This is a genomic window from Tepidiforma thermophila (assembly GCF_002563855.1).
GTDB lineage: Bacteria > Chloroflexota > Dehalococcoidia > Tepidiformales > Tepidiformaceae > Tepidiforma > Tepidiforma thermophila.
Map to the genome: position 1 here is coordinate 704,677 of NZ_PDJQ01000001.1, position 26,039 is coordinate 730,715.

General features: G+C 70.5%; 20 protein-coding genes. 16 read left to right on the forward strand and 4 right to left on the reverse strand.

The genetic code is table 11. The annotated features are described in order from the left end of the window. Positions 1-21 precede the first annotated feature (21 nt). From A9A59_RS03340 to A9A59_RS03385, 10 genes are all read left to right on the forward strand, one after another. On the forward strand, positions 22-324 hold the full coding sequence (locus A9A59_RS03340; RefSeq protein WP_098502929.1) for a hypothetical protein: 303 nt from the start codon (positions 22-24) through the stop codon (positions 322-324). A gap of 75 nt (positions 325-399) precedes the next feature. After that, positions 400-864: a DnaJ family domain-containing protein gene (locus A9A59_RS14235; RefSeq protein WP_181950226.1), complete on the forward strand. Its 465-nt coding sequence runs from the start codon at positions 400-402 to the stop codon at positions 862-864. Between the two features lie 78 nt (positions 865-942). Next, positions 943-1,158: a 30S ribosomal protein S21 gene (gene rpsU, locus A9A59_RS03350; protein ID WP_098502930.1), complete on the forward strand. Its 216-nt coding sequence runs from the start codon at positions 943-945 to the stop codon at positions 1,156-1,158. A gap of 78 nt (positions 1,159-1,236) precedes the next feature. Continuing rightward, a complete protein-coding gene (locus tag A9A59_RS03355; RefSeq protein WP_098504784.1) occupies positions 1,237-1,734 on the forward strand; it encodes a GatB/YqeY domain-containing protein in 498 nt (165 codons plus the stop codon). Between the two features lie 6 nt (positions 1,735-1,740). Continuing rightward, positions 1,741-2,466 carry an HAD family hydrolase gene (locus A9A59_RS03360; protein WP_098502931.1) on the forward strand — a complete coding sequence of 242 codons (726 nt, stop codon included), beginning with the start codon at positions 1,741-1,743 and terminating at the stop codon, positions 2,464-2,466. A gap of 51 nt (positions 2,467-2,517) precedes the next feature. Further along, positions 2,518-4,695 carry an HD family phosphohydrolase gene (locus A9A59_RS03365; RefSeq protein ID WP_098502932.1) on the forward strand — a complete coding sequence of 726 codons (2,178 nt, stop codon included), beginning with the start codon at positions 2,518-2,520 and terminating at the stop codon, positions 4,693-4,695. 47 nt (positions 4,696-4,742) lie between these two features. After that, on the forward strand, positions 4,743-5,444 hold the full coding sequence (gene purQ / locus A9A59_RS03370; RefSeq protein ID WP_098502933.1) for a phosphoribosylformylglycinamidine synthase subunit PurQ: 702 nt from the start codon (positions 4,743-4,745) through the stop codon (positions 5,442-5,444). A gap of 127 nt (positions 5,445-5,571) precedes the next feature. Next, on the forward strand, positions 5,572-6,159 hold the full coding sequence (locus tag A9A59_RS03375) for a DUF4389 domain-containing protein (protein WP_098502934.1): 588 nt from the start codon (positions 5,572-5,574) through the stop codon (positions 6,157-6,159). A gap of 60 nt (positions 6,160-6,219) precedes the next feature. Further along, positions 6,220-8,448, forward strand: coding sequence for a phosphoribosylformylglycinamidine synthase subunit PurL (gene purL / locus A9A59_RS03380; protein ID WP_098502935.1), 2,229 nt, complete (start codon positions 6,220-6,222; stop codon positions 8,446-8,448). Positions 8,449-8,483: 35 nt separating this feature from the next. Next, positions 8,484-9,656 (forward strand): site-2 protease family protein, encoded by a 1,173-nt coding sequence (locus A9A59_RS03385; protein WP_098502936.1) that lies wholly within the window; start codon positions 8,484-8,486, stop codon positions 9,654-9,656. A 15-nt stretch (positions 9,657-9,671) separates the two neighbouring features. On the opposite strand, the gene A9A59_RS03390 is transcribed toward A9A59_RS03385, so the two are convergent. After that, positions 9,672-10,865 carry a glycoside hydrolase family protein gene (locus tag A9A59_RS03390; protein ID WP_165772470.1) on the reverse strand — a complete coding sequence of 398 codons (1,194 nt, stop codon included), beginning with the start codon at positions 10,863-10,865 and terminating at the stop codon, positions 9,672-9,674. Here A9A59_RS03390 and A9A59_RS03395 point away from each other — a divergent pair. Continuing rightward, positions 10,831-12,867: a penicillin-binding transpeptidase domain-containing protein gene (locus A9A59_RS03395; RefSeq protein ID WP_165772471.1), complete on the forward strand. Its 2,037-nt coding sequence runs from the start codon at positions 10,831-10,833 to the stop codon at positions 12,865-12,867. The two genes, A9A59_RS03390 and A9A59_RS03395, sit on opposite strands and share 35 nt — an antisense overlap. An 8-nt stretch (positions 12,868-12,875) precedes the next feature. On the opposite strand, the gene A9A59_RS03400 is transcribed toward A9A59_RS03395, so the two are convergent. Together A9A59_RS03400 and A9A59_RS03405 are read right to left on the reverse strand one after the other, a co-directional pair. Continuing rightward, the gene (locus A9A59_RS03400; RefSeq protein WP_098502939.1) at positions 12,876-13,643 is read right to left on the reverse strand and encodes an enoyl-CoA hydratase/isomerase family protein; all 768 of its coding nucleotides are present in this window, start codon (positions 13,641-13,643) and stop codon (positions 12,876-12,878) included. 53 nt (positions 13,644-13,696) lie between these two features. Beyond that, positions 13,697-16,153, reverse strand: a complete 2,457-nt coding sequence (locus A9A59_RS03405; RefSeq protein WP_098502940.1) for an HAD-IC family P-type ATPase — start codon at positions 16,151-16,153, stop codon at positions 13,697-13,699. Between the two features lie 424 nt (positions 16,154-16,577). Between A9A59_RS03405 and A9A59_RS03410 the strand changes: the two genes are divergently transcribed. Continuing rightward, positions 16,578-17,297 (forward strand): phosphocholine cytidylyltransferase family protein, encoded by a 720-nt coding sequence (locus A9A59_RS03410; RefSeq protein WP_106427052.1) that lies wholly within the window; start codon positions 16,578-16,580, stop codon positions 17,295-17,297. Next, positions 17,294-17,923, forward strand: a complete 630-nt coding sequence (locus tag A9A59_RS03415) for a CDP-alcohol phosphatidyltransferase family protein (protein ID WP_098502942.1) — start codon at positions 17,294-17,296, stop codon at positions 17,921-17,923. Before A9A59_RS03410 ends, A9A59_RS03415 begins: the two co-directional genes overlap by 4 nt. A gap of 93 nt (positions 17,924-18,016) precedes the next feature. Here the strand turns inward: A9A59_RS03415 and A9A59_RS03420 are convergent, their stop codons facing one another. Beyond that, a complete protein-coding gene (locus A9A59_RS03420; protein WP_133117496.1) occupies positions 18,017-18,616 on the reverse strand; it encodes a PA14 domain-containing protein in 600 nt (199 codons plus the stop codon). Positions 18,617-19,441: 825 nt separating this feature from the next. On the opposite strand from A9A59_RS03420, the gene A9A59_RS13970 reads away from it, so the two are divergent. The 3 genes from A9A59_RS13970 to A9A59_RS03440 all read left to right on the forward strand — a co-directional run bounded on the left by A9A59_RS13970 (position 19,442) and on the right by A9A59_RS03440 (position 26,007). Then, positions 19,442-19,855: a hypothetical protein gene (locus tag A9A59_RS13970; RefSeq protein ID WP_165772378.1), complete on the forward strand. Its 414-nt coding sequence runs from the start codon at positions 19,442-19,444 to the stop codon at positions 19,853-19,855. Positions 19,856-20,140: 285 nt separating this feature from the next. Further along, entirely contained in the window at positions 20,141-20,506 is a 366-nt protein-coding gene (locus A9A59_RS03430) for a four helix bundle protein (RefSeq protein ID WP_278286771.1), read from the forward strand. A gap of 1,187 nt (positions 20,507-21,693) precedes the next feature. Next, entirely contained in the window at positions 21,694-26,007 is a 4,314-nt protein-coding gene (locus tag A9A59_RS03440; protein ID WP_098502945.1) for a hypothetical protein, read from the forward strand. Positions 26,008-26,039: the final 32 nt, after the last annotated feature.

Consider the following 26,039-nt stretch of genomic DNA (forward strand, 5'->3'; position numbering starts at 1 on the left):
ACAGGAACAGGGGTAGAAGGGATGGCAGCAGCCCAGACTGGCAAACGGTACGTCGTGCCCGGCGGTGTCGCCGAATTCATCGTGACCAAAGGCGGCAACGGAGAGCTCCGCTGCGGCGATGTGCCCATGCAGATCCGCGGCCAGGAAGACCCGAACGTCACCGTCGACACCACCGGCATGGAAACCGTGCAGCTCGGCAAGCGCTACCGCGACGAGCAGACCGGCATCGAAGTCCTCGTCGTCAAGCCCGGCCCGTGCGCCCTCAACGTCGACGGCCGGCCCATGGAGCTCCTCCAGCCCAAAGTCCTCCCCTCGGCCGACTGACCGCGGCCTTGCCGCACAGGCGCTACGATCAGGTGGCCCGCTTCCCGGCGGGCCACTCCCATTTCCGGCACTGCCATGTCGCTCGAGAAAGCCATCGAATCGCAAATCCAGGAGGCCATGGCCGCCGGTCTCTTCGATAACCTCCCCGGCGCCGGCAAACCCCTCCGCCTCGACGGCAACGAAAACGACCCGAACTGGCTCGGCCACCACATCCTCAAGAACGCCGGCGTCCTCCCCGAGTGGCTCAACCTGGCCCGCGAGATCGAACACGCCCTCGAACAGCTCGCCGGCATCGACGATGCCCACCGCCGCCTCTGCGAACACGCCGCCGCCACCGGCGACTGGGCCGGCCACCGCCTCGCCATCCTCCACGCCCGCCAGCGCTACGAAACCCTCGCCCGCGACATCCGCCGTATGCAGGACCGCTTCAACCTCGATGCCCCCGGCATCCGCACGGAGCGGCCGGGCATCTGGGTCGAGTACCACCTCGAACGGCTCGATGCCCGCATCCCCGAGAGCCAGCGCCGGCTGTTCGCCTGAGCAGCCCAACCCGTGATACATTGACCAATGCGCCCCGCGCGCACCCACTCCAACCAGAAGGCGAGGTGAGAGCCGCTCTTGTCCGAAGTCATCGTTGCCGAAGGCGAGCCCTTTGAAGTAGCCCTCAAGCGCTTCAACAAGCGCGTCCAGCAGGACGGCATCCTTTCCGAAGCGCGCCGCCGCGAGCACTACGAAAAGCCCAGCGTCAAGCGCAAGAAGAAGGAAGCCGCGCGCCTTCGCAAACTCCGCAAGAAGCAGCTTCGCAGCGAAGCCCGAGCCGCAGCCCGGCGCTGAGCCGCCTCGCAGCAACCGCTACGCACACACACGATGGCCCGGCAGCTTCGCCGGGCCATCCCATTCCGGAGCACCGCCATGTCCCTCCGCGACCGCATCCAGGCCGACCTCGCCGACGCCATGCGCACCCGCGACGAAACCCGCAAATCCACCCTCCGCATGCTCCTCTCCGCCATCAAGAACGCCGAAATTCGCACCCCGCCGGCAGGCGCCACCGACGAAGAGCTCGCCCGCATGGCCGAACTCCCGCCCCTCGTGCTCGATGACGCCGCCGTCCTCGCCCTGATCCAGAAGCAGATCAAGCAGCGGAAAGAGAGCATCGAGCAATTCGCAAAGGCCGGCCGACAGGACCTCGTCGAGAAAGAATCCGCCGAGGTCGCCGTCCTCGAGAGCTACCTCCCGCAGCAGGCTTCCCGCGACGAAATCGAAGCCGCCGCACGCCGCGTCATCGCCGAAACCGGCGCAAGCTCCCCGCGCGACCTCGGCAAAGTGATGCCCGTCCTCACCCGGGAGTTCGCCGGCCGCGCCGATGGCCGGACCATCAACGACGTCGTCCGCAGCCTCCTCGCCGGCTGACCTGCAATGACCGTCCGTGCCGTCCTCTTCGACTGGGAGGGCACCCTCGCGCGGCAGGGCGCCGAGCCAGTGCCGGCAGCCTGCGCCGCCGTCGCCGACTACGCCGCACGCAACCTCGGCGTTGCAGCCCGCCCCGCCGACCTGGAACGCGCCTTCACCGCCGTCCTTCCCCACCGCGCCCCCTCCGGCGGCGACCGCGCCCCCGAGATCCGCGGCATGCTTGGCCAGGCCTTCACCTGGCTCGGCTGGCCGGCATCTGCCGGCGACGTCGAAGCCGCAGCCCGGGTCTTCTTCGAAGCCGCCAGCCGCGGCCTGCAGGTCTTCGACGATGCCCGCGCCGTCCTCGCCTCCCTCAAGTACCGCGGCTACCGCGCCGGCGTCGTCAGCAACTCCATCTTCCCCGCCGAGTACTGGCGGCCCCTGGTCAACAGCCTCGGCCTCGCCGGCTACCTCGAAACCTTCGTCTCTTCGGCCGATGTCGGCCTCGCCAAACCGAACCCGTCACCCTTCCGCCGCGCCCTCGCCGACCTCGGCATCCCGCCCCACGAAGCAATCTTCGTCGGCGACACCCCCGCGACCGACATCGCCGGCGCCCGCGCCGCCGGCCTGCGCGCCATCCTCCTCGACCGCCATGGCCGCCGCCGCGAGGCAGCCGGCTACCTCGTCATCCAGCGCCTCAGCGCCCTCGCCGATGTCCTCGGCGAAGGACTCTCGCCCCTCGCCGGGCCGTAGGCACCCGGCGGCGGGCGCCCCATCCCGCTCTGGTATGCTGGGGTCACCACGATGATCCGCCCCCCATCGCCGCCGGTCTCTCGTCTCTCGGCAGCCGCCTTCGGGCTCGCCATCGCTGCCTGCGCCGCGCTCCTCGTCGCGCCCATCGATGGCCTCCGCACCGACCTGAACGAAGGCGACTTCGCACCCCGCACCCTCGAAGCAGCCCACGACGCCCAGTTCGTCTCCGAAGCGCTCACCGAAGCCGCCCGCGAACAGGCCGCCTCCGCGGTTCCCGAAGTCCCGCTCCCGCCCGACCCCCAGCTCACCGACCAGCGGGTCGCTGCCCTCCAGCGCTACCTCTCCGGCGTCCGCTCCATCGTCGCCCGGACGGACCTGACCACCCAGCAGAAGGTCGACCTCGTCGCCGCCCTCGAAACCCCCTCCGCTATCAGCAGCACCACCCGCCTCTACCTGGTCGCCCTCGATACCACCGGCCTGAGCCTCTTCGAATCCCGCGCCGCCGACCTCCTCCGCGCCCTCATGAGCAGCCCCATCGGCCGCGGTGCTACCCCCGAAGAGCAGCAGCGCGACATCGCTGCCGCTGTCGAACAGCTCATCGCCCAGCGGGGGACCGCTTCTGAGGGTGAGCGCACCGCCCTCGCCGCACTTCTCCGTGCCTTTGCTGCCCCCAACTTCCGCGTCGATACGGCCGCCACCGAGCGCGCCCGCGAACAGGCCCGCGCCGCCGTCGCACCCGTCGTCCGCACCATCACCGCCGGCCAGGTGATCGTCACCGAGGGCCAGCGCATCACCGCCCAGGAGATTGAAGCCCTCCGCGCCACCGGCACCCTCCGCTCCGGTCTCGACCCCTACGCCCTCGGCGGCGCCGGCCTCATCGCCGCCGGCTTCGGCCTGGTCCTCGCGCTCTACTGCTACCTCCTCCAGCCGTTCGAACCCCCTGCCGGCCGCCGGCTGCTCGCAGCAGCGCTCGCCATCGTCGCCGCCCTCCTCGCCGCCCGGGCCGCCTTCCCCGTGCTCACCCCCGATGCCGACCGCACATTCCTCCTCCACGCCATCCCCGTCTCCACCGCGGCCATCGTCGTCGCCTCCTTCTCCCGCGTCTCCTTCGCCGCCGTCGTCGCCCCGGCGGTCGGCATTTTCACCGCCTTCATCGGCGGCAGCTTCTCGCAGGTTGCCGGCTCCGCCTACATCGGCCCCCTCCAGGCGCTCGAGTACGCCATGGTCGCCACGGCCGGCGGCCTTGCAGGGGCAGCAGCCGTCTCCCGCGCCGAGAAGATCAACCGGTTCGCCCTCGCGGCCGTCACCACCACCGTCGCGACCGCCGCCGCCATGGCAGCCTTCTGGCTGTTCGAAATGCCGCGCGCCAACATCGACCTTGCCTGGATCGGCCTCGCCGCCGCCATCCACGGCGTCGGCAGCGCTGTCCTCGGCCTCGGCATCTTCATCCTCCTCGCCTTCGCCCTTCGCATCACCTCCCGCATCCAGCTGCTCGAACTCGCCCAGCCGGAGCACCCGCTCCTCCGCCGCCTCCAGGAAGAGGCTCCCGGCACCTACCACCACAGCATGCTCGTCGGCGCCCTCGCCGAGCGCGCCGCCGTCGCTATCGGCGCCGATGCCCTCCTCGCCCGCGTCGGCGCCTACTACCACGATGTCGGCAAGCTCGCCATGCCCGGGTACTACATCGAAAACATGATCGAGGCCGGCGCCGCCAATCCCCACGAGGGCCTCCCGCCCGAGGAGAGCGCCCGCATCATCCGCGCCCACGTCACCAACGGCCTCGAACTCGCCCGCCGCTACCGCCTCCCCGAAGCCGTCCGCGACTTCATCCCCCAGCACCACGGCACCCGGCTCGTCAGCTACTTCTACCGCACCGCCGTCCGCGAAGGCCGCCAGCCCGACCCGGCCGACTACCGCTACGCCGGCCCGCGCCCCCAGACCCGCGAAGCCGCCATCGTCATGCTCGCCGACTCCTGCGAAGCCGTCATCCGCGCCGGCGACCACGACCCGCCCGCCATCGACGCCGCCGTCGACGCCGTCATCGCCGAGCGCCTCGCCGAAGGCCAGCTCGACGAGTGCGACATCACCATGCGCGACCTCCAGGCGATCGCCCGCACCTTCAAAGCCACCTTCCGCGCCGTCTACCACCCGCGCGTCCGCTACCCCCAGCCTACCGCCGAAGAGCTCGCCTCCGTCGCCCGCGGCGAAACGCCCGTCCGCTCCCCCTGACCGGCCTCCGTTCGACACACCCGCGCGCCGCGCCGCACAATCCCCGTATGCGCTTCGCCATCATCCGCTTCCCCGGTACCTGGAGCGACCGCGATACCTACCACGTCCTCCACGACATCCTCGAGCAGCAGGCCGAGATCGTCTGGCACCGCGAGACCGACCTCTCCCGCTTCGATGCCGTCGTCCTCCCCGGCGGCTTCTCCTACGGCGACTACCTCCGCTGCGGCGCCATCGCCCGCTTCTCCCCCGTCATGGAGTCGGTCATCGCCTTCGCCGAGGCCGGGAAGCCGGTGATCGGTATCTGCAACGGCTTCCAGGTGCTCTGCGAAAGCCACCTCCTTCCTGGCGCGCTCATGTGCAACGCCAGCCTCCAGTTCCGCTGCGAATGGGTCTACCTCCGCCGCGAGGGCGGCTCCAGCCCCTGGGTCGACGCCATCCCCCAGGGCGACGTCCTCCGCGTCCCCATCAGCCACGGCGAAGGCAACTACTACGCCGACCCCGAAACGCTCGACCGCCTCGAAGCCGCCGGCCGCGTCGTCTTCCGCTACTGCGACGCTGCCGGCAACGTCACCCCCGAGGCCAACCCGAACGGCTCAGCCCGCAACATCGCCGGCATCATCAACGAACGCGGCAATGTGCTCGGCATGATGCCCCACCCCGAGCGCGCCGGCGAACCCCTCGTCGGGGGCACCGACGGCAACCGCATCTGGGAATCCGTCATCCGCAGCGCCGTCGAAACCGTCCGTTAGCCCGAGCGAAATCCCTGATTTCGCAACAAAATCTTTACACGACAACATTGCGGAGCGCAGAATCCCGGCGCGAACCTGTCGCGTTCGCCGGCGCGGGCCCAGAGGGCCGGCCGCAGGGAGAACCGCCGTGTCCGCAGCAACATCGCCCGCCTACCCGTTCGGCCTCGATGTCGATGCCCCGTCCGCCCAGGGCCGCCTGACCATCCTGTTCCGCGGCATCCTGGCCATCCCCCACCTCCTCATCGTCAACATCCTCGCCAACCTCATCCAGCTCCTCGTCTTCTTCGCCTGGGTGGTCATCATCATCACCGGCAAACTCCCATCCGGCATCGCGAACCTCATCCTCGGCGTCTTCCACTGGGAAATGCGCGTCTGGGGCTACACGTACCTCCTCGCCGGCCGCTACCCGCCCTTCGCCTTCGGCGAAGACACCTCCTACCCCATCCGCCTCTGGGGCCAGCCCGAACTTGAAGGCCGCAACCGCCTCAGCGTCTTCTTCCGCATCATCCTCGTCATCCCGCACCTCATCCTCATCGTTATCCTCGCCGTCATCGCCCTCGTCCTGCTGGTCATCGGCTGGGTCGTCGGCATCTTCACCGGGCAGATCCCCGGCGGCATCCACAACTTCCTCGCCGGCTTCAGCCGCTGGTACGCCCGGGTGACGGCCTACATCTACCTCCTCACCGACCGGTACCCGCCCTTCAGCCTGAGCTGACCGCCCCGGCCCGCTGCCGTCCCCCTCACCCGTACGCCCTGTCCCGCGTACCATAGCCCCATGCCCGTCGACCAGGCCGCCCTCGATGCCGTCGCCCTCAGCCGCGACGAGTACGACCTCCTCGTGCAGCGGCTCGGCCGCGAACCGAACGAGGTCGAACTCGGCATGTTCGGCTCCCTCTGGAGCGAGCACTGCGGCTACAAGAACAGCAAACCGCTGCTCCGCCTCCTCCCCTCCAGCGGCCCGCGCGTCCTCACCGCCGTCGGAGCCGAAAACGCCGGCGCCATCGACATCGGCGACGGCCGCTGCGTCGTCATGAAGGTCGAGTCCCACAACCATCCCTCCGCCATCGAGCCGTACCAGGGCGCGGCCACCGGCGTCGGCGGCATCGTCCGCGATATCTTCGCCATGGGCGCCTACCCCATCGCCATCCTCGATTCCCTCCGCTTCGGCCCCATCGACAACCCCCAGGACCGCTACCTCTTCCACGGCGTCGTCGCCGGCATCGGCGGCTACGGCAACTGCCTCGGCATCCCCACCGTCGGCGGCGAAGTCTTCTTCGCCGAACCGTACGCCGGCACCCCGCTCGTCAACGCCATGTGCGTCGGCGTCGCCGAAACCGCAAAGCTGCTCAGCGCCCGCGCCCAGGGCGAAGGCAACGTCCTCCTCCTCGTCGGCGCCGATACCGGCCGCGACGGCATCCACGGCGCCAGCGGCCTCGCCTCCCGCACCGACCCCGAGGCACGCTTCGAAGAGATGCGCCCCGCCGTCCAGGTCGGCAACCCCTTCCTCGAAAAGCTCCTCATGGAGGCCTGCTACGAACTCGCCTCCCAGCACCGCGACTGGGTCGTCGGCCTCCAGGACCTCGGTGCCGCCGGCCTCACCAGCTCCGTCGTCGAATGCTGCGCCAAAGGCGGCTCCGGCGCCATCCTCGACCTCGAAAAGGTCCCCCGCCGCGAACAGGGCATGACCCCGTACGAGGTCATGCTCTCCGAAAGCCAGGAGCGGATGCTCGTCATCGCCAAAAAAGAGCACGTCGCCGATGTCACCGCCCTCTTCGAGCGGTGGGAGCTCCACTGCGCAGCCATCGGCGTCGTCACCAGCGGCAACGAAGTCGTCGTGCGCGAGCACGGCGTCGAAGTCGCCCGCGTCCCGGTCGATATCGCCACCGACCCGCCCCAGTACCGCCGCCAGGGCGTCCGCCCCGCCGAACTCGCCGAACTGAACGCCTTCGACCCCGGCACCCTGCCGGACCTCGCGTCGGACCGGGCGGCCGAAACCCTCCTCCGCCTGCTCGCCCGCCCCAACATCGCCTCGAAGCGCGGCGTCTTCCGGCAGTACGACCACCAGGTGCTCGCCAACACCGTCGTCCCCCCGGGCGGTGATGCCGCCGTCCTCCGCGTGCCCGGCACCGGCCGCGGCATCGCCGTCAAGACGGACGGCAACGCCCGCCTCGTCTACCTCGACCCCTACACCGGCGGCGCCATCGCCGTCGCCGAGGCCGCCCGCAACGTCGTCTGCACCGGCGCCCTCCCCGTCGCCGTCACCGACTGCCTCAACTTCGGCAACCCTGAGCGCCCCGACGTGTACTACACCCTCGAGCACGCCATCCGCGGCATCGCCGAGGCCTGCCTCCAGCTCGAAACTCCCGTGGTCAGCGGCAACGTCTCCCTCTATAACGAAGCCGGCGGCCGCCCCGTCTACCCCACCCCCGTCATCGGCATGCTCGGCCTCCTCGACGACGTCGCCCGCCACCTGCGCGCCGCCTTCCCCGGCCCGGGCTGCCAGGTCGTCCTCCTCGGCGCCGGCCTCGAACAGCCCGCCAGCACCCTCGGAGGCTCCGAGTACCTCGAAGCCGAGCACGGCCGCGTCGCCGGCATGCCCGCCATCGACCTTGCCCTTGAGAAGCGGCTCCACCAGCTCGTCCTCCAGGCCCACGCCGAAGGGCTCCTCCTCAGCGCCCATGACTGCTCCGAAGGGGGCCTCGCCGTCGCCCTCGCCGAGAGCTGCATCCTCGGCGGCTGCGGATTCGTCGGCCCGGCCGAGCTCCCCGGCCGGCTCGATGCCGCCCTCTTCGGCGAAGCCCAGTCCCGCATCATCGTCACCATCCCCGCCGATACCTACCGCCAGGGCGGCGGCCTCGCCCGCCTGCGCGACCTCGGCGCAGCACTCGGCGTGCCCGTCACCCCGCTCGGGCGCACCACGCCCGAACCCCGCTTCCGTCTCGGCCCCATCGAAGCCGAAATCGATGCCCTGCGCGCCGCCTACGAGTCGCTCATCGACGCCTGACCGCGTCGGTCCGCCGTTTCCGGTATGCTGAGCCTGTGTTCGGCGGATCCCTGCGCGTCGCCCGCCTCTTCGGCATCGACATCGAAGTCCACCCCTCGTGGTTCCTGATCCTCGCCTTCCTCTCCTACTCCCTCTCTGAGGGGCTCTTCCCCGCCCGCTACGAGGGCTGGGGCACCGGCACCTACTGGGCGGTCGGCGTCACGGCCGCTTTCCTCCTCTTCTTCACCGTCCTCCTCCACGAGCTCGCCCATGCGCTGGTCGCGAAACGCCGCGGCCTCCCCGTGCCGCGCATCACCCTCTTCATCTTCGGCGGCGTCTCCCACCTTGCCCGCCAGCCGTCTTCCGCCGGTGAGGAGTTCCAGATTGCCGCGGCCGGCCCCGCCACCAGTTTCGTCATCGCCGCCGTCACCGGCCTGGCCGCCCTCCTCCTCGGCTCCCTCAACGAGCAGCTCGAGGCCATCCTCTACTACCTCGCCGCGGTCAACGCCCTCCTCGGCGTCTTCAACATGCTCCCCGGCTTCCCGCTCGATGGCGGCCGCGTCCTCCGCTCCATCGCCTGGAAGCGGAGCGGCAGCTTCCGCAAGGCCACCCGCACCGCCGCCGGCGTCGGCGAGCTCTTCGGCTACATGCTCATGACCATCGGTTTCTTCATCCTCCTCGGCGGCTTCCTCCTCGATGGGCTCTGGCTCATGTTCATCGGCTGGTTCCTCCTCGGCGCCGCCCGGGGGGAAGCCTCCAACCTCCAGCTCGAAGGCGTCCTCCGGCGCCTCACCGCCCGCGATGTCATGCGCGCCGACTTCCCCACTGTCGTCCCCGGCCTCCCGCTCCAGGCCGTTGTCGATGAGTACATGGTCGGCCAGGGCGAGCGCGCCGTCATCGTCGAAAACGGCGGCGTTGTCCTCGGCATCCTCACCGTCACCGATATCCGCCGCGTCCCCCGCTCGGAATGGCCCTACACCCCGGCCCAGGCCGCCATGACCCCCCGCGAGCGCGTGATCACCGTCGACGCCGCAACCCCCGCGGTCGATGTCCTGGCGCTCCTCGGCGAGAAGGCGCTCAACCAGGTGCCCGTCCTCGAAAACGGCCGGATGGTCGGCCTCGTCACCCGCCGGGAAATCCTCGACCGGCTCCAGCTCGCCGAGAGCCTCGGCGCCAACACCCCCGCCATCGACGAAGAACGTCCCGCAGCCCCCACGCCCGGCGCCTGAGCGCCGCGCAGGCCCCTATCGCCTGCCGTCTGCCAGCGGGCGCCGCGCCCACTCCTCCCAGAGCGCCCACGCCTGCTTGTTCGACCCATCCGAGCGCCGCAGCCCGATATCCTTGAACGCCACCGCCGGGCCGGTCGTCGCAAACGCCGGGTCGAGCGCCGCGAACCACACCACCCCGCTGAACCCGAGCGCCTCCGCCTCCGTCAGCACCCGCTGCAGGTACGCCTTCTGCTCCGCTTCCGTGCCGACCGCCTCCCGGCCCTCCACTGGCGCCGACGGATAGCCCGTCTCCGCCACCAGGATCTCCCCGTCCCAGCGCGTCCGAAGCTGGCGGTAGTAATCCTCGCGGATGTCGGCCACGCTCCGCACCTCGCCCAGGAACGGGTAGGTGCTGACCGCCAGCACGTCCATCCTCCCGCGGAACCGTTCGATCAGCTCCCACCGCGGCGGGTGCACCTGCCCGAACGTCCCCTCGAGGTCCTCCAGCTGCCACGTCGGGAACACCTTCGTCCCCGGGCTGTTCCCCTTCACCACCGCGTACGCCTCGTCGTACAGCGTCGCGAACGCCTCGAACTGCCGCGGCGCCCGCTCATACGTCATGTTGATCTCCAGCCCGAGCGCCATGTACGCCGGCTTGTAGTTCTTCGCGATGTAGGCGGCATAGGCCACGAACGCGGCCCGCACGCCCGGGTCTTCGAACCCGGCCTGCACATCGACCGACGACGGCAGGTTCGCCAGCCGGCTCCGCTGCACCGCCCCATCCGTCGGGTCGATCGCGTAGTAGAGCCGGAGATTGCTGTACTGCTTTAAGAGTGCCGTCTCCAGCCGCGTCGTCTCCGCCGTTGCGTTCGAAATCGTCCCGCCCGGGAGGAACTCCGCCCACGGCGGCGTCCGCTGGATGAGGAGGAGGTCGGCGTACTGCGCCGCCGTCGCGAACGCCTGGATGTACGACTCGCTCGTCAGCTCCGCCGGCAGCGAGCTGAAGCCGAGCAGCACCGTCCGCGGCTCGCCCGCCGGCTCGGGCCGCACCACCGTCGGGCCGGGGCCCGCCGGTCCGGCCTCCGGCGCCCCGGTATCCTCCGCGCCCTCGGTCCGGCAGCCGGTAAAGGCCAGCCCGGTCAGCGCCAGCAGCGCTGCTACAATCCAGCTGGCGGGGACCCACGAGGAGCGGCGCATGCCCGTGCGCGCAGTCTTCCTTGCAGCCATCATCATTGGCCTCCTGGCCGGCGGCGCCGTGGCCGGCGCGCGGTGGGCCGCCTCCCGGGGCGGCAGCGATTCCCCCTCCGCCGCAGCGCCCGAGCCCGGCTCCCCCGCCGCAGCCGCCGCCGGGTTCGCCGCCGCCTGGGCCGCCGGTGACCTCCAGGCCCGCTACCTGCTCCTCTCCCCGGCCGCCCAGCGCACCTACAGCTACGAAGCCTTCGCCGATGCCTACCGCGCCTTCGAAGAGCAGCTCACGGTAACCGGGACCGACGTGCGGGTCGCCGATGTGAACGGCTCCGCCGCCCGCCTCGACGTGCGCCTCGCTACAGCCTATTTCGGCACGCTCGAATACTCCACCACCCTCCCCCTCGTCCCTGCACCGGGCCGTTACCTTATCGACTGGACTCCCGCCGCCATCCATCCCCGCCTCGCCGGCGGCTACGCATTCAGCTCCGTCATCACGCGCCCCGTCCGCGGCACCATCTACGACCGGAACGGTATCGAACTCGCCGTCACCCGCGAAATCCGCCACGTCGGGCTCAACCGCAGCGTCATCACCGACCGCCCCGGCCTCGAAGCGGCCCTCCTCGCCTTCGGCTTCACCCCCGAGCAGGTCGAAGCTGCCTTCAACTCGCCCAGGCCCCTCAACCACCGCGTCCGCGTCGGCCCAATCCCCGACGACCGCGTCGAAGAGGCCAACCGGCTCCTCCGCCCCTTCCAGGGCGTCATCATCTACGTCGAAACCCAGCGCGTGCACCCCCTCGGCCCGGCCGCAGCCCACGTCGTCGGCTACACCCGCGAGTACACCGCCGAGGAGCTCAACGCCCGCGCCGGCCAGGGCTTCCGCCCCGGCGACCGCGTCGGCGCCGCCGGCCTCGAAGCCACCTTCAACGACCGTCTCGCCGGGAGCATCGGCGCCGAACTCCGCCTCATCGGCCCCGACGGCGCCGTCGCCGAAGTGCTCATCTCCCGCCCCTTCCGCCAGGGCGAAGACCTCTACACCACCCTCGATGCCCGGGTCCTCCAGCGCGCCCACGAACGCCTGGGCGGCCGCGCCGGCGCCGCCGTCGTCATCGACCCCGCCACCAACGACCTCCTCGCCCTCGTCAGCTCCCCCAGCTTCGACCCCAACGCCTTCGAACGCGGCGATGCCGCTGCCCTCGCCGCCATCACGGCCGCGCCCGGCGCCCCGCTCGCCAACCGCGCGGCCACCGGCCTCTACTCCGCAGGCTCCACCTTCAAGCTCGTGACCGGCGCCGCCGGCATGGTCTACCTCGGTCTCACCCCGAACGACCGGCTCGACTGCGGAGCCGTCTGGTACGGCGTCGACCCGCCCCGCCGAAACTGGGAGGGGAGCCAGGGCCCCCTCACCATCGCCGAGGCGCTCATGCGCTCCTGCAACCCCGTCTTCTATGAAATCGCCCTCCGCCTCTACAACCAGTTCGATGACGCCCTCGCCGCCATGGCCCGCCAGTTCGGCTTCGGCGCCCCGACCGGCACCGTCGGCGTCGTCGAAGAAGCCGGCCTCGTGCCCGATGCCGCCTGGAAACGCCGGGCCACCGGCCAGCCCTGGTACCCCGGCGACGAAGTCAACCTCGGCATCGGCCAGGGCGACCTCCTCATCACCCCGCTCCAGCTCGCCAACGCCTACAGCACCTTCGTCACCGGCCAGCTCCGCACCCCGCGCCTCCTCCAGGAGGCCGAGGCAACCGTCCGCGGCACGCTCCCGCTTACCCCGGAGCAGCACGCCCACCTCCAGCGCGGCCTCGAACTCGTCACCGGCCCCCGCGGCACCGCCGCTGCCGCCTTCGCGCTCGCCGGCTATACCGACTTCGCCGGCAAATCCGGCACCGCCGAAGATGCCAACGCACAGGCGCACGTCCTCTTCGTCGCCATGAGCCCGGCGAAACAGCCCCGGGCCATCGCCGCCGTCGTCCTCGATGACGGCAAGTCCGGCTCCATCGAAGCCGGGCCGATCGCCCGCGATATCGTCCTCGCTGCCCTCCGGTAGCGCGGCCCTCAGCGGCCCTTCCACTGCGGCTCGCGCCGCTCACGCGCGGCCGCCATCCCCTCCCGCGCATCCTCCGTCGCCTGGGCCACGCGCCGCATCGTCTCGCCGAACCGGATCGCCTCCACCCACGGCATCTGCTGCCCCCGCCAGGCGACCTCCTTCGTCGCCCGCACCGCCAGCGGCGCCGATTTCAGCAGCCGCTCCGCCAGCGCCCGCGCCTCGTCCATCAGCCGCTCGTGCGGAACCACCTTCCAGGCCAGCCCCATCTCCTTCGCCCGGTAGGCATCGACCCGCTCCCCGATGAGCAGCAGCTCCATCGCATACTGCCAGCCGACCTTCTGCGGCATCCGCACCGCCCCCTGGATCGTCGGGATGCCCAGCCGCACCTCCGGGAAGCCGAACTCCGCCCGCTCGCTCGCGATCACGAAGTCGCAGGCCGCCGCCAGCGTGCAGCCGAATCCCAGGCAGTAGCCGTTCACCGCTGCGATGGTCGGTTTCCAGATTTCGAGCCCGTTCTCCAGCGACGTCAGGCTCGGCGTCTCCCAGTGGGTCGCCCCCCGCGGCGGCGCCGCCCCGCGCAGGTCGGCCCCTGCGCAGAACGCCCGCCCGGCGCCCGTCACGATCGCCACCCACGCGTCCTCGTCGTCCCGGAAGCGCACCCACGCCGCGTCGAGGTCCTCCCGCAGCTCCGCGTTAATCGCGTTCAGCGCCTCGGGGCGGTTGTACGTGATGACAGCGACCCGTCCCTCGCGTTCGTACAGCACGGTTCCCGGCATCAGCTTTCCTCCCGACCAGCGTCGCGCGGGAGTCTACACCAGCCGCCCGCTCCTCAGATTGCCCGGCCCCGCAGCCGCTCCTCTTTGCCCGGCTTCGCCGTCAGGAAGTCGAGCACCTGCTGCCAGTACCGGCTGAGCAGGTACTGTCCGAGCAGCGCCCCCGCGACAGCCGTCAGCACAATGACCCAGTCGCCGGTGTGCACCTCGGTGAAATCGAAGAACGCGCGGAGCCGCGGCGTGTAGATCGTCACAAGGAAGCCGGCCACCAGCAGGATGCCGAGCACGCTCGTCAGCACCGGCCGGGTCAGGCTCCGCCAGGAGGCGCCCTGGAACCCGAGCACCTCCACCATGAAGAAGAGCCCCGTAATCCCCATCGTCAGCGACACCAGCGTCCTCGCCTCCGCAATGTCCCGCCGGAGCAGCCCCTCCGTCAGCAGGTGCACCAGGATCGCCGCCACCGCCAGCGCCACCGAAGCCGGCAGCGCCCAGCGCAGCACGTTCCGCGTGAAGTCGCGCCCCGCATCAGGCGGCGGCACGCTGATCGAAATGAACACCGCCGGGATGCCCAGCGTCAGCAGCGCCGTCAGCGAGCCGTGCCGCGGCAGGAAGGGGAAGTCGAGCCCCAGCATGTTCGTCGCCACGATGATCAGGTAGGCGTACAGGCTCTTCGCGATGAACAGCTTGCTCAGCCGGGCCGCATTCCCGAGCACCGCCGTCGCCTCCTTCGCCCCCCGGATAAGCGCAAGGAACGAATCGTTCAGCAGCACAATCCCGGCCACCGCCCGCGTCATCGAGGTGCCGCTCGCCATCGAAACCGCAACGTCGGCCGTCCGCAGCGCCTGCACATCGTTCGCACCGTCGCCCACCATCGCCACGAAGTGCCCCTGTTCCTTCAGCGCCGCCACGATGCGCGCCTTGAGCGCCGGCGTGACCCGCCCGAACACGCTGTGCTCCTCCACCGCCCGCAGGAACGCCTCCCCGTCGAGCGGCTCGAGCTGCGGCCCCGCGACGACCCCGCCCTTCAGCCGGATGCCGAGCTGCGCCAGCAGCGCCCGCACGGTCTCCGGGTTGTCGCCGGAGATGATCTTCGGCTCGATCCCGAGCTGCTCCATCATCGCAAAGGCGTTCCGCACCTCCGGCCGCAACTCATCGGCCAGCGTCAGCAGCGCCAGCGCCCGGAGCGTGCCCGGGTCCTCGTCCGCGCCGGGCAGCCGCTCCGCCTCGGCGAAGACCACCCCGCGCAGGCCGTGTTCCGCCGCCTCCCGGTAGGCCGCCTCCAGCTCCGCGCCGTTCACGCATCGGGGCAGCACCGTCTCCGGCGCGCCGAGCACGAACGTCCGCACCTCGCCGTCCTTCTCCAGCCGGACGGCGCTCCACCGCCGCTCCGAGTTGAACGGCACCGAACCGGTCGGCCGGGCGAGGTTCGTCGTGTTCCCCAGCGCCTCCGCCAGCGCCTCGGCCGTCTTGCTCTCCTCCCGGCTCGCCGCGGCGAACGCCCCCAGCCAGCCCGCATACCCCTCCGCCCCGGGCACCCACCGCACCTCCCGGAGCGACATCCGGTTCGCCGTTATCGTCCCCGTCTTGTCGAGGCAGATCACGTCGACATAGTTCAGCGCCTCGACCGCATTGATGTCCTGCACAATCGCCCCCGCCCGCGACACCCGCACCGCCCCGACCGCGAACGCCACCGTCATCCCCAACAGCAGCCCCGTCGGCACGACCGTCGTCACCGTGGCTGTCGTTGCCTTCAGCGCGTCGGCCAGCCCCCGGTCGTTCATCGTGTACTGGATAAGGAGCGCGGCGGCGAGCACCCCGGTCGCCGTCAGCAGCACCCGCAGGATCCGCTTGAACCGGATCTGCAGCGGCGTCAGCCGCTTCACCAGCTGCCGCGCATCCGCCGTGAGCCGCATGGCGTACGCCTCCATCCCCACCTTCTCCGCCAGGTAGTAGCAGTCCCCCGTCGTGCAGAAGCTCCCGCTCCGCAGCTCGTCGCCCGGCCGGCGCTTCACCGACTCCGATTCGCCCGTCAGCAGCGATTCGTCGATCTCCGCCTCGCGCGCCACAATCGGCCCATCGGCCACCACCTGGTCCCCCTTCTTCAGGTGCACCAGGTCGCCCTGCACCACATCCTCCGCAGGGATGTCGATCTCCACCCCGTCGCGCACCACCGTCACCTGCGGCGCCGTCAGCGCCCGGAGCTCCCGCAGCGTCCGCGTCGCCTTCAGCTCCTGCAGCGTGGCCACGAGCACATTGGCGATGACCACAATCCCGACGAAAAACCCGTCCTTGAACTCGCCGATCGCCAGCAGCGCAAGGATGAGCGACCCGAGGATCACGTTGAAGAACGTCAGGACGTTCGCGCGGATGACGTCCGCGTCGGTCCGGATCCGCCCCCCGTCCCGGTTGGTCAGCCCCGCGGCGGCGCGCGCCATCGCCTCCGCCGAGGTCAGCCCCCGGAGGGCCGTTCCATCCTGCAGCCCCGGCAGCGGCGCCTGTGCTGTCTGCGTCACCCGTTTAGCCTGACGCAATCCCGCCCGGAATGAAAGGGCAGGCCGTTAACCACCGCCTAACACTGCCCGGTGCACAGTACATATGCGCTGAGCATGCCCCTGCAGCATGCGCAAGAAACGGCGGCCAGCTTCTCCCTCCAGCTGGCCGCCGTCGCGTTTTCCGTCGCTGACGCGGCATCCGCCCCCGCGGGCGTGCCCCCGCCTCAGCCCTTGATGCCGATGATGGACAGCGAGATCAGCATCGCGATGAAGACGCCGCAGAGCAGCGTCAGGTAGCCAATCGTCTTCCACATGGGCAGTCCACCCTCCCGCTGGACTCCGGGGTTTCGCCCGGCTTTCCCATCCTAACTCCCGCGCCGCCCATACGCGATCTCCCTCGCACCCGCTACCATATCCCCATGCGCTCTCTCGCCCGGGCCCGCTGGTGAACGCCCTTATCCTCGCCGCCGGCGATGGCGGCCGCCTCGGCGCCCTCACCCGCGAACGCCCCAAGCCCCTCGTCGAAATCGCCGGCCGGCCCATCATCAGCTACACCCTCGAAGCCCTCGCCGCCGCCGGCGTCTGCGAAACCGCCGTCGTCATCGGCTACCGCGCCGGCCAGCTCGGCGAAGCGCTCGCCGCCGACGCCCGCGGCCTCAGCCTTTCCTTTATCTACAACGCCCGCTTCCGTGAAGGCGCCTCCCTCTCCCTCGCCGCCGCCCGCCAGTGGGCCGGCAGCGAACCCTTCCTCCTCCTCATGGCCGACCACCTCCTCTCCGAACCGATCATCCGCCGCCTCCTCGATGCCCGCGCCCACACGCCCCCCGGCGTCTCCCTCGTCGCCGCCGATACCCCCACGCGCTGGCCCGCCGACTACCTCGACGAAGCCACCCGCCTCGCCCTCGACCCCGACGGCTTCGTCACCGCCATCGGCAAGCACCTCGAACCCTACGACGCCCTCGATACCGGCGCCTTCCTCCTCGACCCCGCCGCCTGGGACGCCCTCGACGCCGCCCCCGAAAGCTGCGAACTCTCCACCATCTTCTCCATCCTCGCCGCTCGCCGCGCCCTCCGCGCCGTCGACATCGGCGGCGCCCACTGGTACGACATCGATACCGGCGCCGACCTCGAAGCCGCCGCCGCTCTCCTCGCCGCCCGTCGATGAGCTACGACGGCCTCGTCTCCCGCTACCTCAACCGACCCCTCAGCCGGCCCGCCGCCCGCGCCCTCCGCCGCACCCCCGTCACCCCCAACCAGGTCACCGCCTTCACCCTCCTCCTCGCCGTCGCAGCCGGCGCCATGCTCGCCGCAGGCTGGAACATTGCCGGCGGCATCGCCATCCAGGCCGTCAGCGTCATCGATGGCGTCGACGGCGAACTCGCCCGCCTCAAAAACGCCGCCACCCGCTTCGGCGCCATCTTCGATGCCGTCACCGACCGCTACGCCGACGCCGCGCTCATCGCCGGCATGACCGTCTACGCCGCCCGCTTCGAAGACTGGCCCCGCCCCGAATTCGTCGGCATGCTCGCCCTCGGCGCCTCACTCATCGTCAGCTACAGCCGCGCCCGCATCGAAGCCGACCTCCCCCACGTCGCCCGCCAGGGCAACCTCGACCGCATCTTCGGCCTCGCCAGCCGCGATGTTCGCTCCCTCCTCCTCGCCATCGGCGCCGTCCTCGGCCAGTGCTACCTCGCCCTCGCCCTCGTCGCCGCCCTCGCCGGCCTCACCATCGCCTGGCGCCTCGCCTACCTCCGCTTCTCCCCCGCCGCCTCCGCCCCCCCGCCGCGCTGAGCTTGAAGCTTTCCCCCGCCCCATCGTCCCCGCCACCCCCCAGCTTGGAGCTATCCAACACCTCCAACCTCCAACCTCCAAGCTCCCTCCTCCCTACTCCCACCGCACCTCCGCAACCCCGCCCCGGTCACGCAGCTCAATCTCCAGCAGCGCCGTCCCGCCCCCGTGGCTGAACACCACCTCCAGCCGTCCCGCCTCCGACGGCCCCGCCGCCCGCGCCGCCTCCTCCCCGTCCACCCGCACCGTCACCTCCCCGCGGTAGACCAGCACAAACCGGTACCGCCCCGCCTCCGGCAGCTCCACCGGCGCGCTCGCCACCAGGCTCCACCGGTCGTCCACCAGGTCCGGGAACGGCGCCCCCGCGTACGACAGCGCCAGCCCCTCCACCGCGCCGTCCGCCACCTTCACATGCCCGCTCGTCGGCCGGTCATCGAACACCTCCACCCGGAACCGCGCCGGCCGCGCCAGCTCCCGCAGCGGCAGCGGCGTCGGCGTCGCAGTCGGCGAAGCCGTCGGCGTCGGCGTCGAAACCGGCGCCGTCACCTCCGCCGTCACCGTCGCCGCCGGACCACGCGTCGGCGTCGAACGAACCCCGCCCTCGCTCGCCGCCGGGTCGAGGAACTGGAACGCAATCACCCCCACCACCGCCAGCGCCAGCAGCGCAACAATCTCCCGGAGCCCCAGCCCGCGCATCACCCAAACAGTGTCGCCCCGCCGGCCCGAACGCGGAACGCCGCACACGCCCCCGCCGACACATTTTGCCCGCCGCTTACCATCTCCCCGTTCCGGCAAACGCCGCCGTGCCCCACACTTCCCCCATGCGCTCCCTCGCCGCCCTCGCCGCCGCGCTCCTCGGCGCCGCCCTCCTCCTCGCCGCCGCGCCCGCCCCCCGGCCCCACGCCCAGGCCCCCGGCGGCGACCGCCCCCACCGCGCCGTCGCACCCGCCCTCGCCGCCGATTCCGCCCCCGGCCTCGCCACCCTCCCCGCCGGCACCCCCACCCCCACCCCCACCCTTCCCCCGCCTCCGCCTGCGGCTACCGCGCCGACGTCCGCGCCCTCGCCGACCCCGCAGCCGCCGCCGTCGACCGCACCCCCGCGCCCGCCGCCATCGCCGGCCTCCTCGCCCTCGACCGGCCCCCGGCCTGGCCGCCGCCAGCCCCCGCCACCTCCCCACCGAAGGACGCGCCGTCCAGCTCACCGCCTGGCTCCGCGCCGCCATCCGCGCCCGCGACGGCACCATCGACCTCCTCCTCTCCGCCAGCCCCGATGGCCCCCCCCTCCGCGCACGCCTCCCCGCGCCCGGCTGCACCGAAGGCGCCAGCGAAGCCGACCGCGCCGCCATCGAAGCCGCCCGCGTCGCCTTCATCAACCGCTGCGGCGTCCCCCCATCCGCCAGCTGGCGCACCCTCGGCGGCCAGGCCGCGCTCGTCGGCGTCCCCGCCTGGGGCGAACCGCGCACCACCGGCACCGACGGCGCACCCTCCGGCATCGAACTCGCACCCGTCCTCGCCTTCGCCATGCCCGAAGGCGCAACTTGCAGCCCGGACCAGCCCTTCGGCCCCACGCCCACGCCCACGTCCACGCCCGGCGCCGCGCTCGAAATGCTCATCCACGTCGACCCCATCCGCGTCAGCCGCGGCGGACAGGTCACCGTCACCATCATCGTCCAGGAGCCGCCCCCGCCCGGCGGCACCCCCGTCCCCGGCCCCGCCGGCATCCCGTGCAGCTACACCGCCTACGACCGCGCCCTCAACCCCATCGCCTCCGGCGGCCCCAGCCCGACCGGCCCCAACGGACGCGTCAGCTGGACCTTCACCGTCCCGCCCGACGCCGCCCTCAGCGACTACGCCACCAACACCCACGGACGCGTCACCCCCGCCTGCCAGGGCCTCACCGCCCGCGGCTCCGCCCGCCTCGAAATCGTGGAATAGCTTGAAGCTTGCCCCTGCACCCCATCCCCCTTCCCCAGCTTGGAGCTTGAAGCTTGAAGCTTGAAGCTTGCCCCCGCCCCGTCTCCCCCCGCCCAGCTTGGAGCTTGAAGCTTGAAGCTTGCCCCTGCACCCCATCCCCCTTCCCCAGCTTGGAGCTTGAAGCTTTTCCACCTCCAACCTCCAACCTCCAACCTCCAACCTCCAAGCTCCAACCTCCAACCTCCAAGCTCCAAGCTCCAAGCTCCAAGCTCCAACCTCCAAGCTCTCTATGCTAAAGTCCGCGCCGTGCCCGAGCTGCCCTACCGGAACCTCGAGGTCTGGCGGCGGTCGCACGCACTCACCATGGCCGCTCTCGACCTCGCAGAATCCCGGCCCGTCGCCCGTCGCCCTGCCCTTGCCGACCAAATTACCCGCGCCGCACTCTCCATTCCCCTCAACATCGCCGAGGGCCGCGGCCGTCGAACTCGCAACGACTTCGCCGGGTTCCTTGCCATCGCCCGCGGCTCCCTCTTCGAACTCGACGCCGCCCTCTACCTCTGCCACTGCCGCAACCTCCTCCCCGATGGAACCTACGCTGCCCTTCACTCCGAAATCTACGAGCTCACCGCCATGGTCCAGGCCATGATCGACTCCCTTCGCAACCCGAAGTAGCTTGGCCCCGCACCCCATGGTTCCCCTCCCCAGCTTGAAGCTTGGAGCTTGAAGCTTGCCCCTGCACCCCATCCCCCTTCCCCAGCTTGGAGCTGGCCCCGCACCCCATGGTTCCCCTCCCCAGCTTGAAGCTTGGAGCTTGAAGCTTGCCCCTGCACCCCATCCCCCTTCCCCAGCTTGGAGCTGGCCCCGCACCCCATGGTTCCCCTCCCCAGCTTGAAGCTTGGAGCTTGAAGCTTGCCCCCGCCCCGTCTCCCCCCGCCCAGCTTGGAGCTTGAAGCTTGAAGCTTTTCCACCTCCAAGCTCCAAGCTCCAACCTCCAACCTCCAACCTCCCACCTCCAAGCTCCAACCTCCCACCTCCCACCTCCAACCTCCAAGCTCCAAGCTCCAACCTCCTCCCCGTTAACCCCACCCTTCCCCAAAGCGTTACTACCGCCGGACGGAGAGCACCCACCCGTGCTCCCCGTACCACGCGCTTCCACGCGCCCACCACGAAAGGATTGACCCTTGCACCACCGGTCAGTACCTTTCGCAAGACTTTACCCGCGCCCGGGGCACACCCCGCGGCGCCTCATCATGTCCGTCACACCAGGAGGCCCCATGCCCCGCTCCCCGCTCCCTGTTCCCCGCTCCCCGCTCCCCGGAGCCTCGGCGGGGCGGAGCGGCGGGGTCCCTGCTCCCGGCTCCCTGTTCCCCGCTCCCCGTTTCAGCCTCCAACCTCGGCGCACCCGCGCCGGGTGGCAGGAACATCCCACACTCGGTACGAAAGGAGGGCTTCGCTGAGCGCGGCCGCACGCCCGGCGCCGGGAACGCCGTGACGCTCCCGCAGGCGGAAGGCCCCGCACCAACGAAATCCGCACACACCACCGTCCGACCAGAGGGAAGCCCGGATCCGCCCATGGCCAGCGCCAGGCCAGGCGCGGCAGACGAGCGGGCAACCTCGCCAGCAGCCGAAGCCGGCGCCCGCCGGCAGCACCTGCAGAACGAATGCCCGCAGTCCGGGCGCATCCGGAACACGGGAGCCCGCCCCCCAAAGGCAGGCGCCCGCCAGCAACCCCACACCGCGGGGAACCGGCCCGCGAGGCCGCATCGCCCCGCAACCACAGCCAGGAGTCGCTCCGAACCCCGCACACCGCGGGGGAACGAAACCCACAACGACTCACATGACTGGAGAGGTAACAGCAATTGAGTAAGGAACTTGCTCAGACCGTTGGCGGAAAGAGGGTCGCGTGGCTCATCGCGCTCCTCGCCGCCTTCGCCGTCGCGGCAGCCCTCGGCAGCCAGTGGCGGACGTCATCCGCGGCGCTGCCTTCGACCACGGCCGTCATCAGCTCGACCGGCGGCACCGGGCCCGGCGACTCGCGAAATTACACCATCACACTGACGTTCAACCCGAGCCCGTCTGCTTCTGCCGGCGGCGGTTCATTCACCATCGACCTTGATGACGACCTCATCATCAACGGTCTCCCCGCCTCAACCGTCCCGGGAATCCCGGTGTGTTCTGTCAATCCCGGGAATGTCGTGACGTGCGCGACGGTCGCGAACCCTAACGGGTTTACAAACGGCACGATCACGATCAATGCCACCAACCCGTACAGCGGCGGCACAATTAGCCCCCCGACCGGCTGCCAGATCACCGAGGGCACCACGGTAAGCTGCACCGGGACCACGCACAGCGCCTACACCGTTGCCAACGCCGTCTCGGTCTCGCCTGAGAGCGCGACCAACGCCCTCGGCGTCCCGCATACCTTCACCTTCACCTTCAGCGGCACCGAGACCTGCGCCTCGGACACTGACAATGACAGCGTCACGCCGGAGTGCACCGCGGCCGACGTCAACCTGAGCCCCGGCCTGAGCTTGGTGTCGATCCAGGTCGACGGCAGCGACGTGCTCGTCACCGTCCTCAACAGCTCGCCCACGAGCCCCGGCGGCACCGTCTCGCTCGATGTCGCCACCGGCGACGACCCTGAAGACGACGACTACACGACCTTCACCTCCGCGGAAGGCACCAAGGACTACGTCCGCCCGCACCTCTACCACATGGCGGACAACGGCCTGCCGATCGTGGCCCAGGAGGTGAACAACAACGTCCGCGGCTCGCAGCACACCATCTGCGTCGCCACCGCCGGCTACGACGCCAACAACGACGGCGACTACCTCGACAGCGGTGACGGTGACATCGCCCCGGTGGGCCTGGTCCTGCCCGGCCTGACGCTCTCCAACATCGTCGTCACCAACGGCGGAGGCTACGCCAGCACCGCGGACACCGACCCGACCTTCAGCGATGTGCAGATCTACGTCGGCAGCGTCGGCGGCCAGGATGCAACCTGCATCACCTGGCGCTCGCTCGATGCCGGCGACCAGACGATCAGCCTCCTCTACGTCGGCGCCGATGGCCAGAATTACAACGTTTTCTGGCGGCCGAACGTCAGCAACCTCAACACGGCCGGCACCCAGGGCGTCGTCAAGGAGTGGAACCGCCTCGAGGACAGCACCGTCACGCTCTCCGGCGGCGCCACCGGCAGCGGCACCGGCAACAGCGAGTCCACCCCGGTCATCAGCCGCACCCTCGGCGTCACCCTCAACCCGGTCACCGGCCAGTACCAGGGCGAGCCGGTCATCATCAGCGACGTCTTCCGCGGCAGCCACACCAACACGCCAGGGCAGAAGGAAGGCCCGATGCCGCTCGCCGGCGTCCAGTGGACGGTCGACCGCGCACCCGGCTCCAGCTCCTGCGGCAACCTGGGCGGCGCGCTCAGCGGCACCACCACGCTGACCAGCACGCCGGCCGGCGGACCGAACACGCACGTCGTCGGCGGCCAGCCGAACGTCACCTTCGACCCGGACGGCTGCGCTCCCGGCCAGCGCGTGGTCATCCGCATCCGCGGCACCGAGCCCGGCGCCCTCGGCTCCGGCACCGGCAATACGGTGACCCAGCTCATCGAGTTCAACTTCGTGACGTCCATCCCGGCGAAGCACGTCTTCCTCGCCTGGGCCGGCCAGCGCGTTGTCCTCGAGCACAACTGGGCGCTCGACCCGTCCACCCGGGCGTCGTCCCAGGCCACCTGCCCGGTCCAGCAGGGTACCGGCCTGGTCACGTACATCCGCCAGGCGAACAGCCCCGGCAACTTCATCCCCGGCGGCACGGTCAACACGATTTCCGGCAACGACGAGGCCAGCGCCACCTTCCAGGCGAACGATTCGTCCTACCCCTGCATCTCCGTCGCCGTCTACGAGTCGGAGGACCAGGGCCAGGTCGACGTCGAAGCGTTCATCCCCGGCGAGCCGGCCTCCAAGGTCGCCTGGGTCGTCTACTACATGAAGATCGAGACCGTGAACCTCTCGCTGGTCACGCAGGTCTCGAAGCCGACCCACAACGGCTCGACCGCTCCCGACTGGGCGCCTGGCAACCCGTGGGACGCCTCGCAGGATGACAGCGACGGCACCACGGAGTGGAACGTCTCGAGGGACATCCTCGTCCGCGGCCGGGTCTCCGGCTGGTTCGTCAACAGCAACCCGTCTGGCCGCCCGGCCGATACGAGCAATCCGCTCAACGTCCGCCCGGCCAACCGCTGGGTCATGCCCAACGACTGGCCGCTCCTCGCCGGCGGTCCCGATGGCGAAGAGGCGTTCGGCACTGCTGAGCAGTTCCGGCCCTACTACGACATCATGATCGCCCCGAACAACGCCCTCGGCCTGGCGCTCGCCTCCAACAGCGGCGTCGGCCTTAACCTCGTTGCCGTCGTCGCCGCCGGCAACAGCGGCGTCGGCACGTCCACCTCGCCGATCGGCGTGACGACCTGCGCCTCGCTGCAGACCGGCGACATCGTCATCTTCTCGAACTCCCCGTCCGTCAACCGCACGGTGATTTCCTGCTCGGGCACCGCGCTGGTGATCAACCCGGCTTTCACCGCTGCTCCGCCCGCGGGCACGGCGATCTTCGAGGCGTCCGGCACGCCGTTCATCGGCCCCTACAGCGCGCTCGATATCGTCGGCCTCAGCAAGGACGGCTTCGGCACCACCGCGCCGACGTCCCTGTCCGGCTTCACCGTGCGCGACACGGCCTGGAAGGACTTCGACGTCGACTGGTGGGACGCCCCGATGCCGCCCGCTATCCTCAGCGTCGGCCTCCGCGGCACCGGCTTCATCAAGGCGGTGTTCAAGGACGAGGTCTACTACCTTGGCACGCCGAACACGGACCCTGTGGCTACCGGCGGCACTCAGGTCTACCCGAACCCGTACTACTGGACCGAGATCCCCGAGAGCCCGTTCATCAGCGCGGTCGCTGCCGGCGGCGGCTTCCTCTGGGATAGCTGGGGCACCAACGGCTCGGCCCAGGGTCCGTACCTGTTCTGGCGGCCCGTCCGCGTCGGCGTGAACAGCGCCGGCATCGGCGAAGCCCTCAGCTCGACCGACATCACCGAGCTCGGCATCATCCGCAGCGCCTACGGTGACCAGACCATCGCCCGCGACCTGGTCGTCTTCAGCGACAACCACGGCGAGTTCATGGTCGCTGCCAACGGCGACTTCAAGACCGACCTCTCGGCCTGCGCCACCAACGCGCTCGCCGGCGGCAAGCACTGCAAGCCCGGCGACAAGGTCGGCACGGCCACCATCACCGCCACCGCCGACTACCCGGACTTCCGCGGCAAGCACTTCCCGGTCGCGTCCAACGCGGTCACCGTCGACTGGACCTGGGGCGGCTACAAGGACGTCTCCATCCAGCCCGGCGAGACCGACCAGTTCGTCTACGTCGTCTTCCACGCGCTCGACCGCGATGGGTTCTGCTCCGTGCCGTCCGGCGCGGTCAGCCTCCACCCGGTCCTCACCAGCGCGGATGCCGGCAACGACTTCTCGGCCCTCGGCGCCCGCTACAACGGCGACCCGAACGAGAACGTCGACTTCCTGATCGACAGCGGTGAAGGCATCATCATCGCCCAGTCCGGCGGCGGCGCCATCAACGATGGCAAGCGGTTCGCCACCGGCGTGACGACCTTCTCCGTCAAGGCCAACAACCCGGCCACGTCGGGCATCAAGGAGTTCCCGCTCAGCCCGCTCGCGGCGGAGGGCCAGGACGACGAGTGCCAGGCCTGGATCAAGGTCTCGAACAGCCTCCTCGGCATCGTCAACGTCCTCGTGATTGCGAAGGATGACGAGGGCAACATCGGCTTCGACCGGGTCATCGACCTCCAGACGACCACGAGCTACACGCTCAACTTCCGCTGGAGCCTCATCACCTGGGCCGGCGCCGACAACATCCCGGTGATGGATGCCATCAAGGGCACCGGCAAGAACGAAGCCGGCAACGACATCTCCGACAGCGTCACCGCCATCTACGGCTGGAACGCTGCCGCCCAGGCGTGGCTCGGGTTCTTCCCGGCGGGCGTTGATGTGCCCGGCGCGAACGACCTGACCGCCCTCAAGACTGGCGAGGCCTACTGGATCGCCATCACCGGTCCGTCGTCCGTCACCTGGACTATCGCGACCAACGTCGACTAGCACCGGCGCCCCCGGAGGCCGGCCTGCCCCCC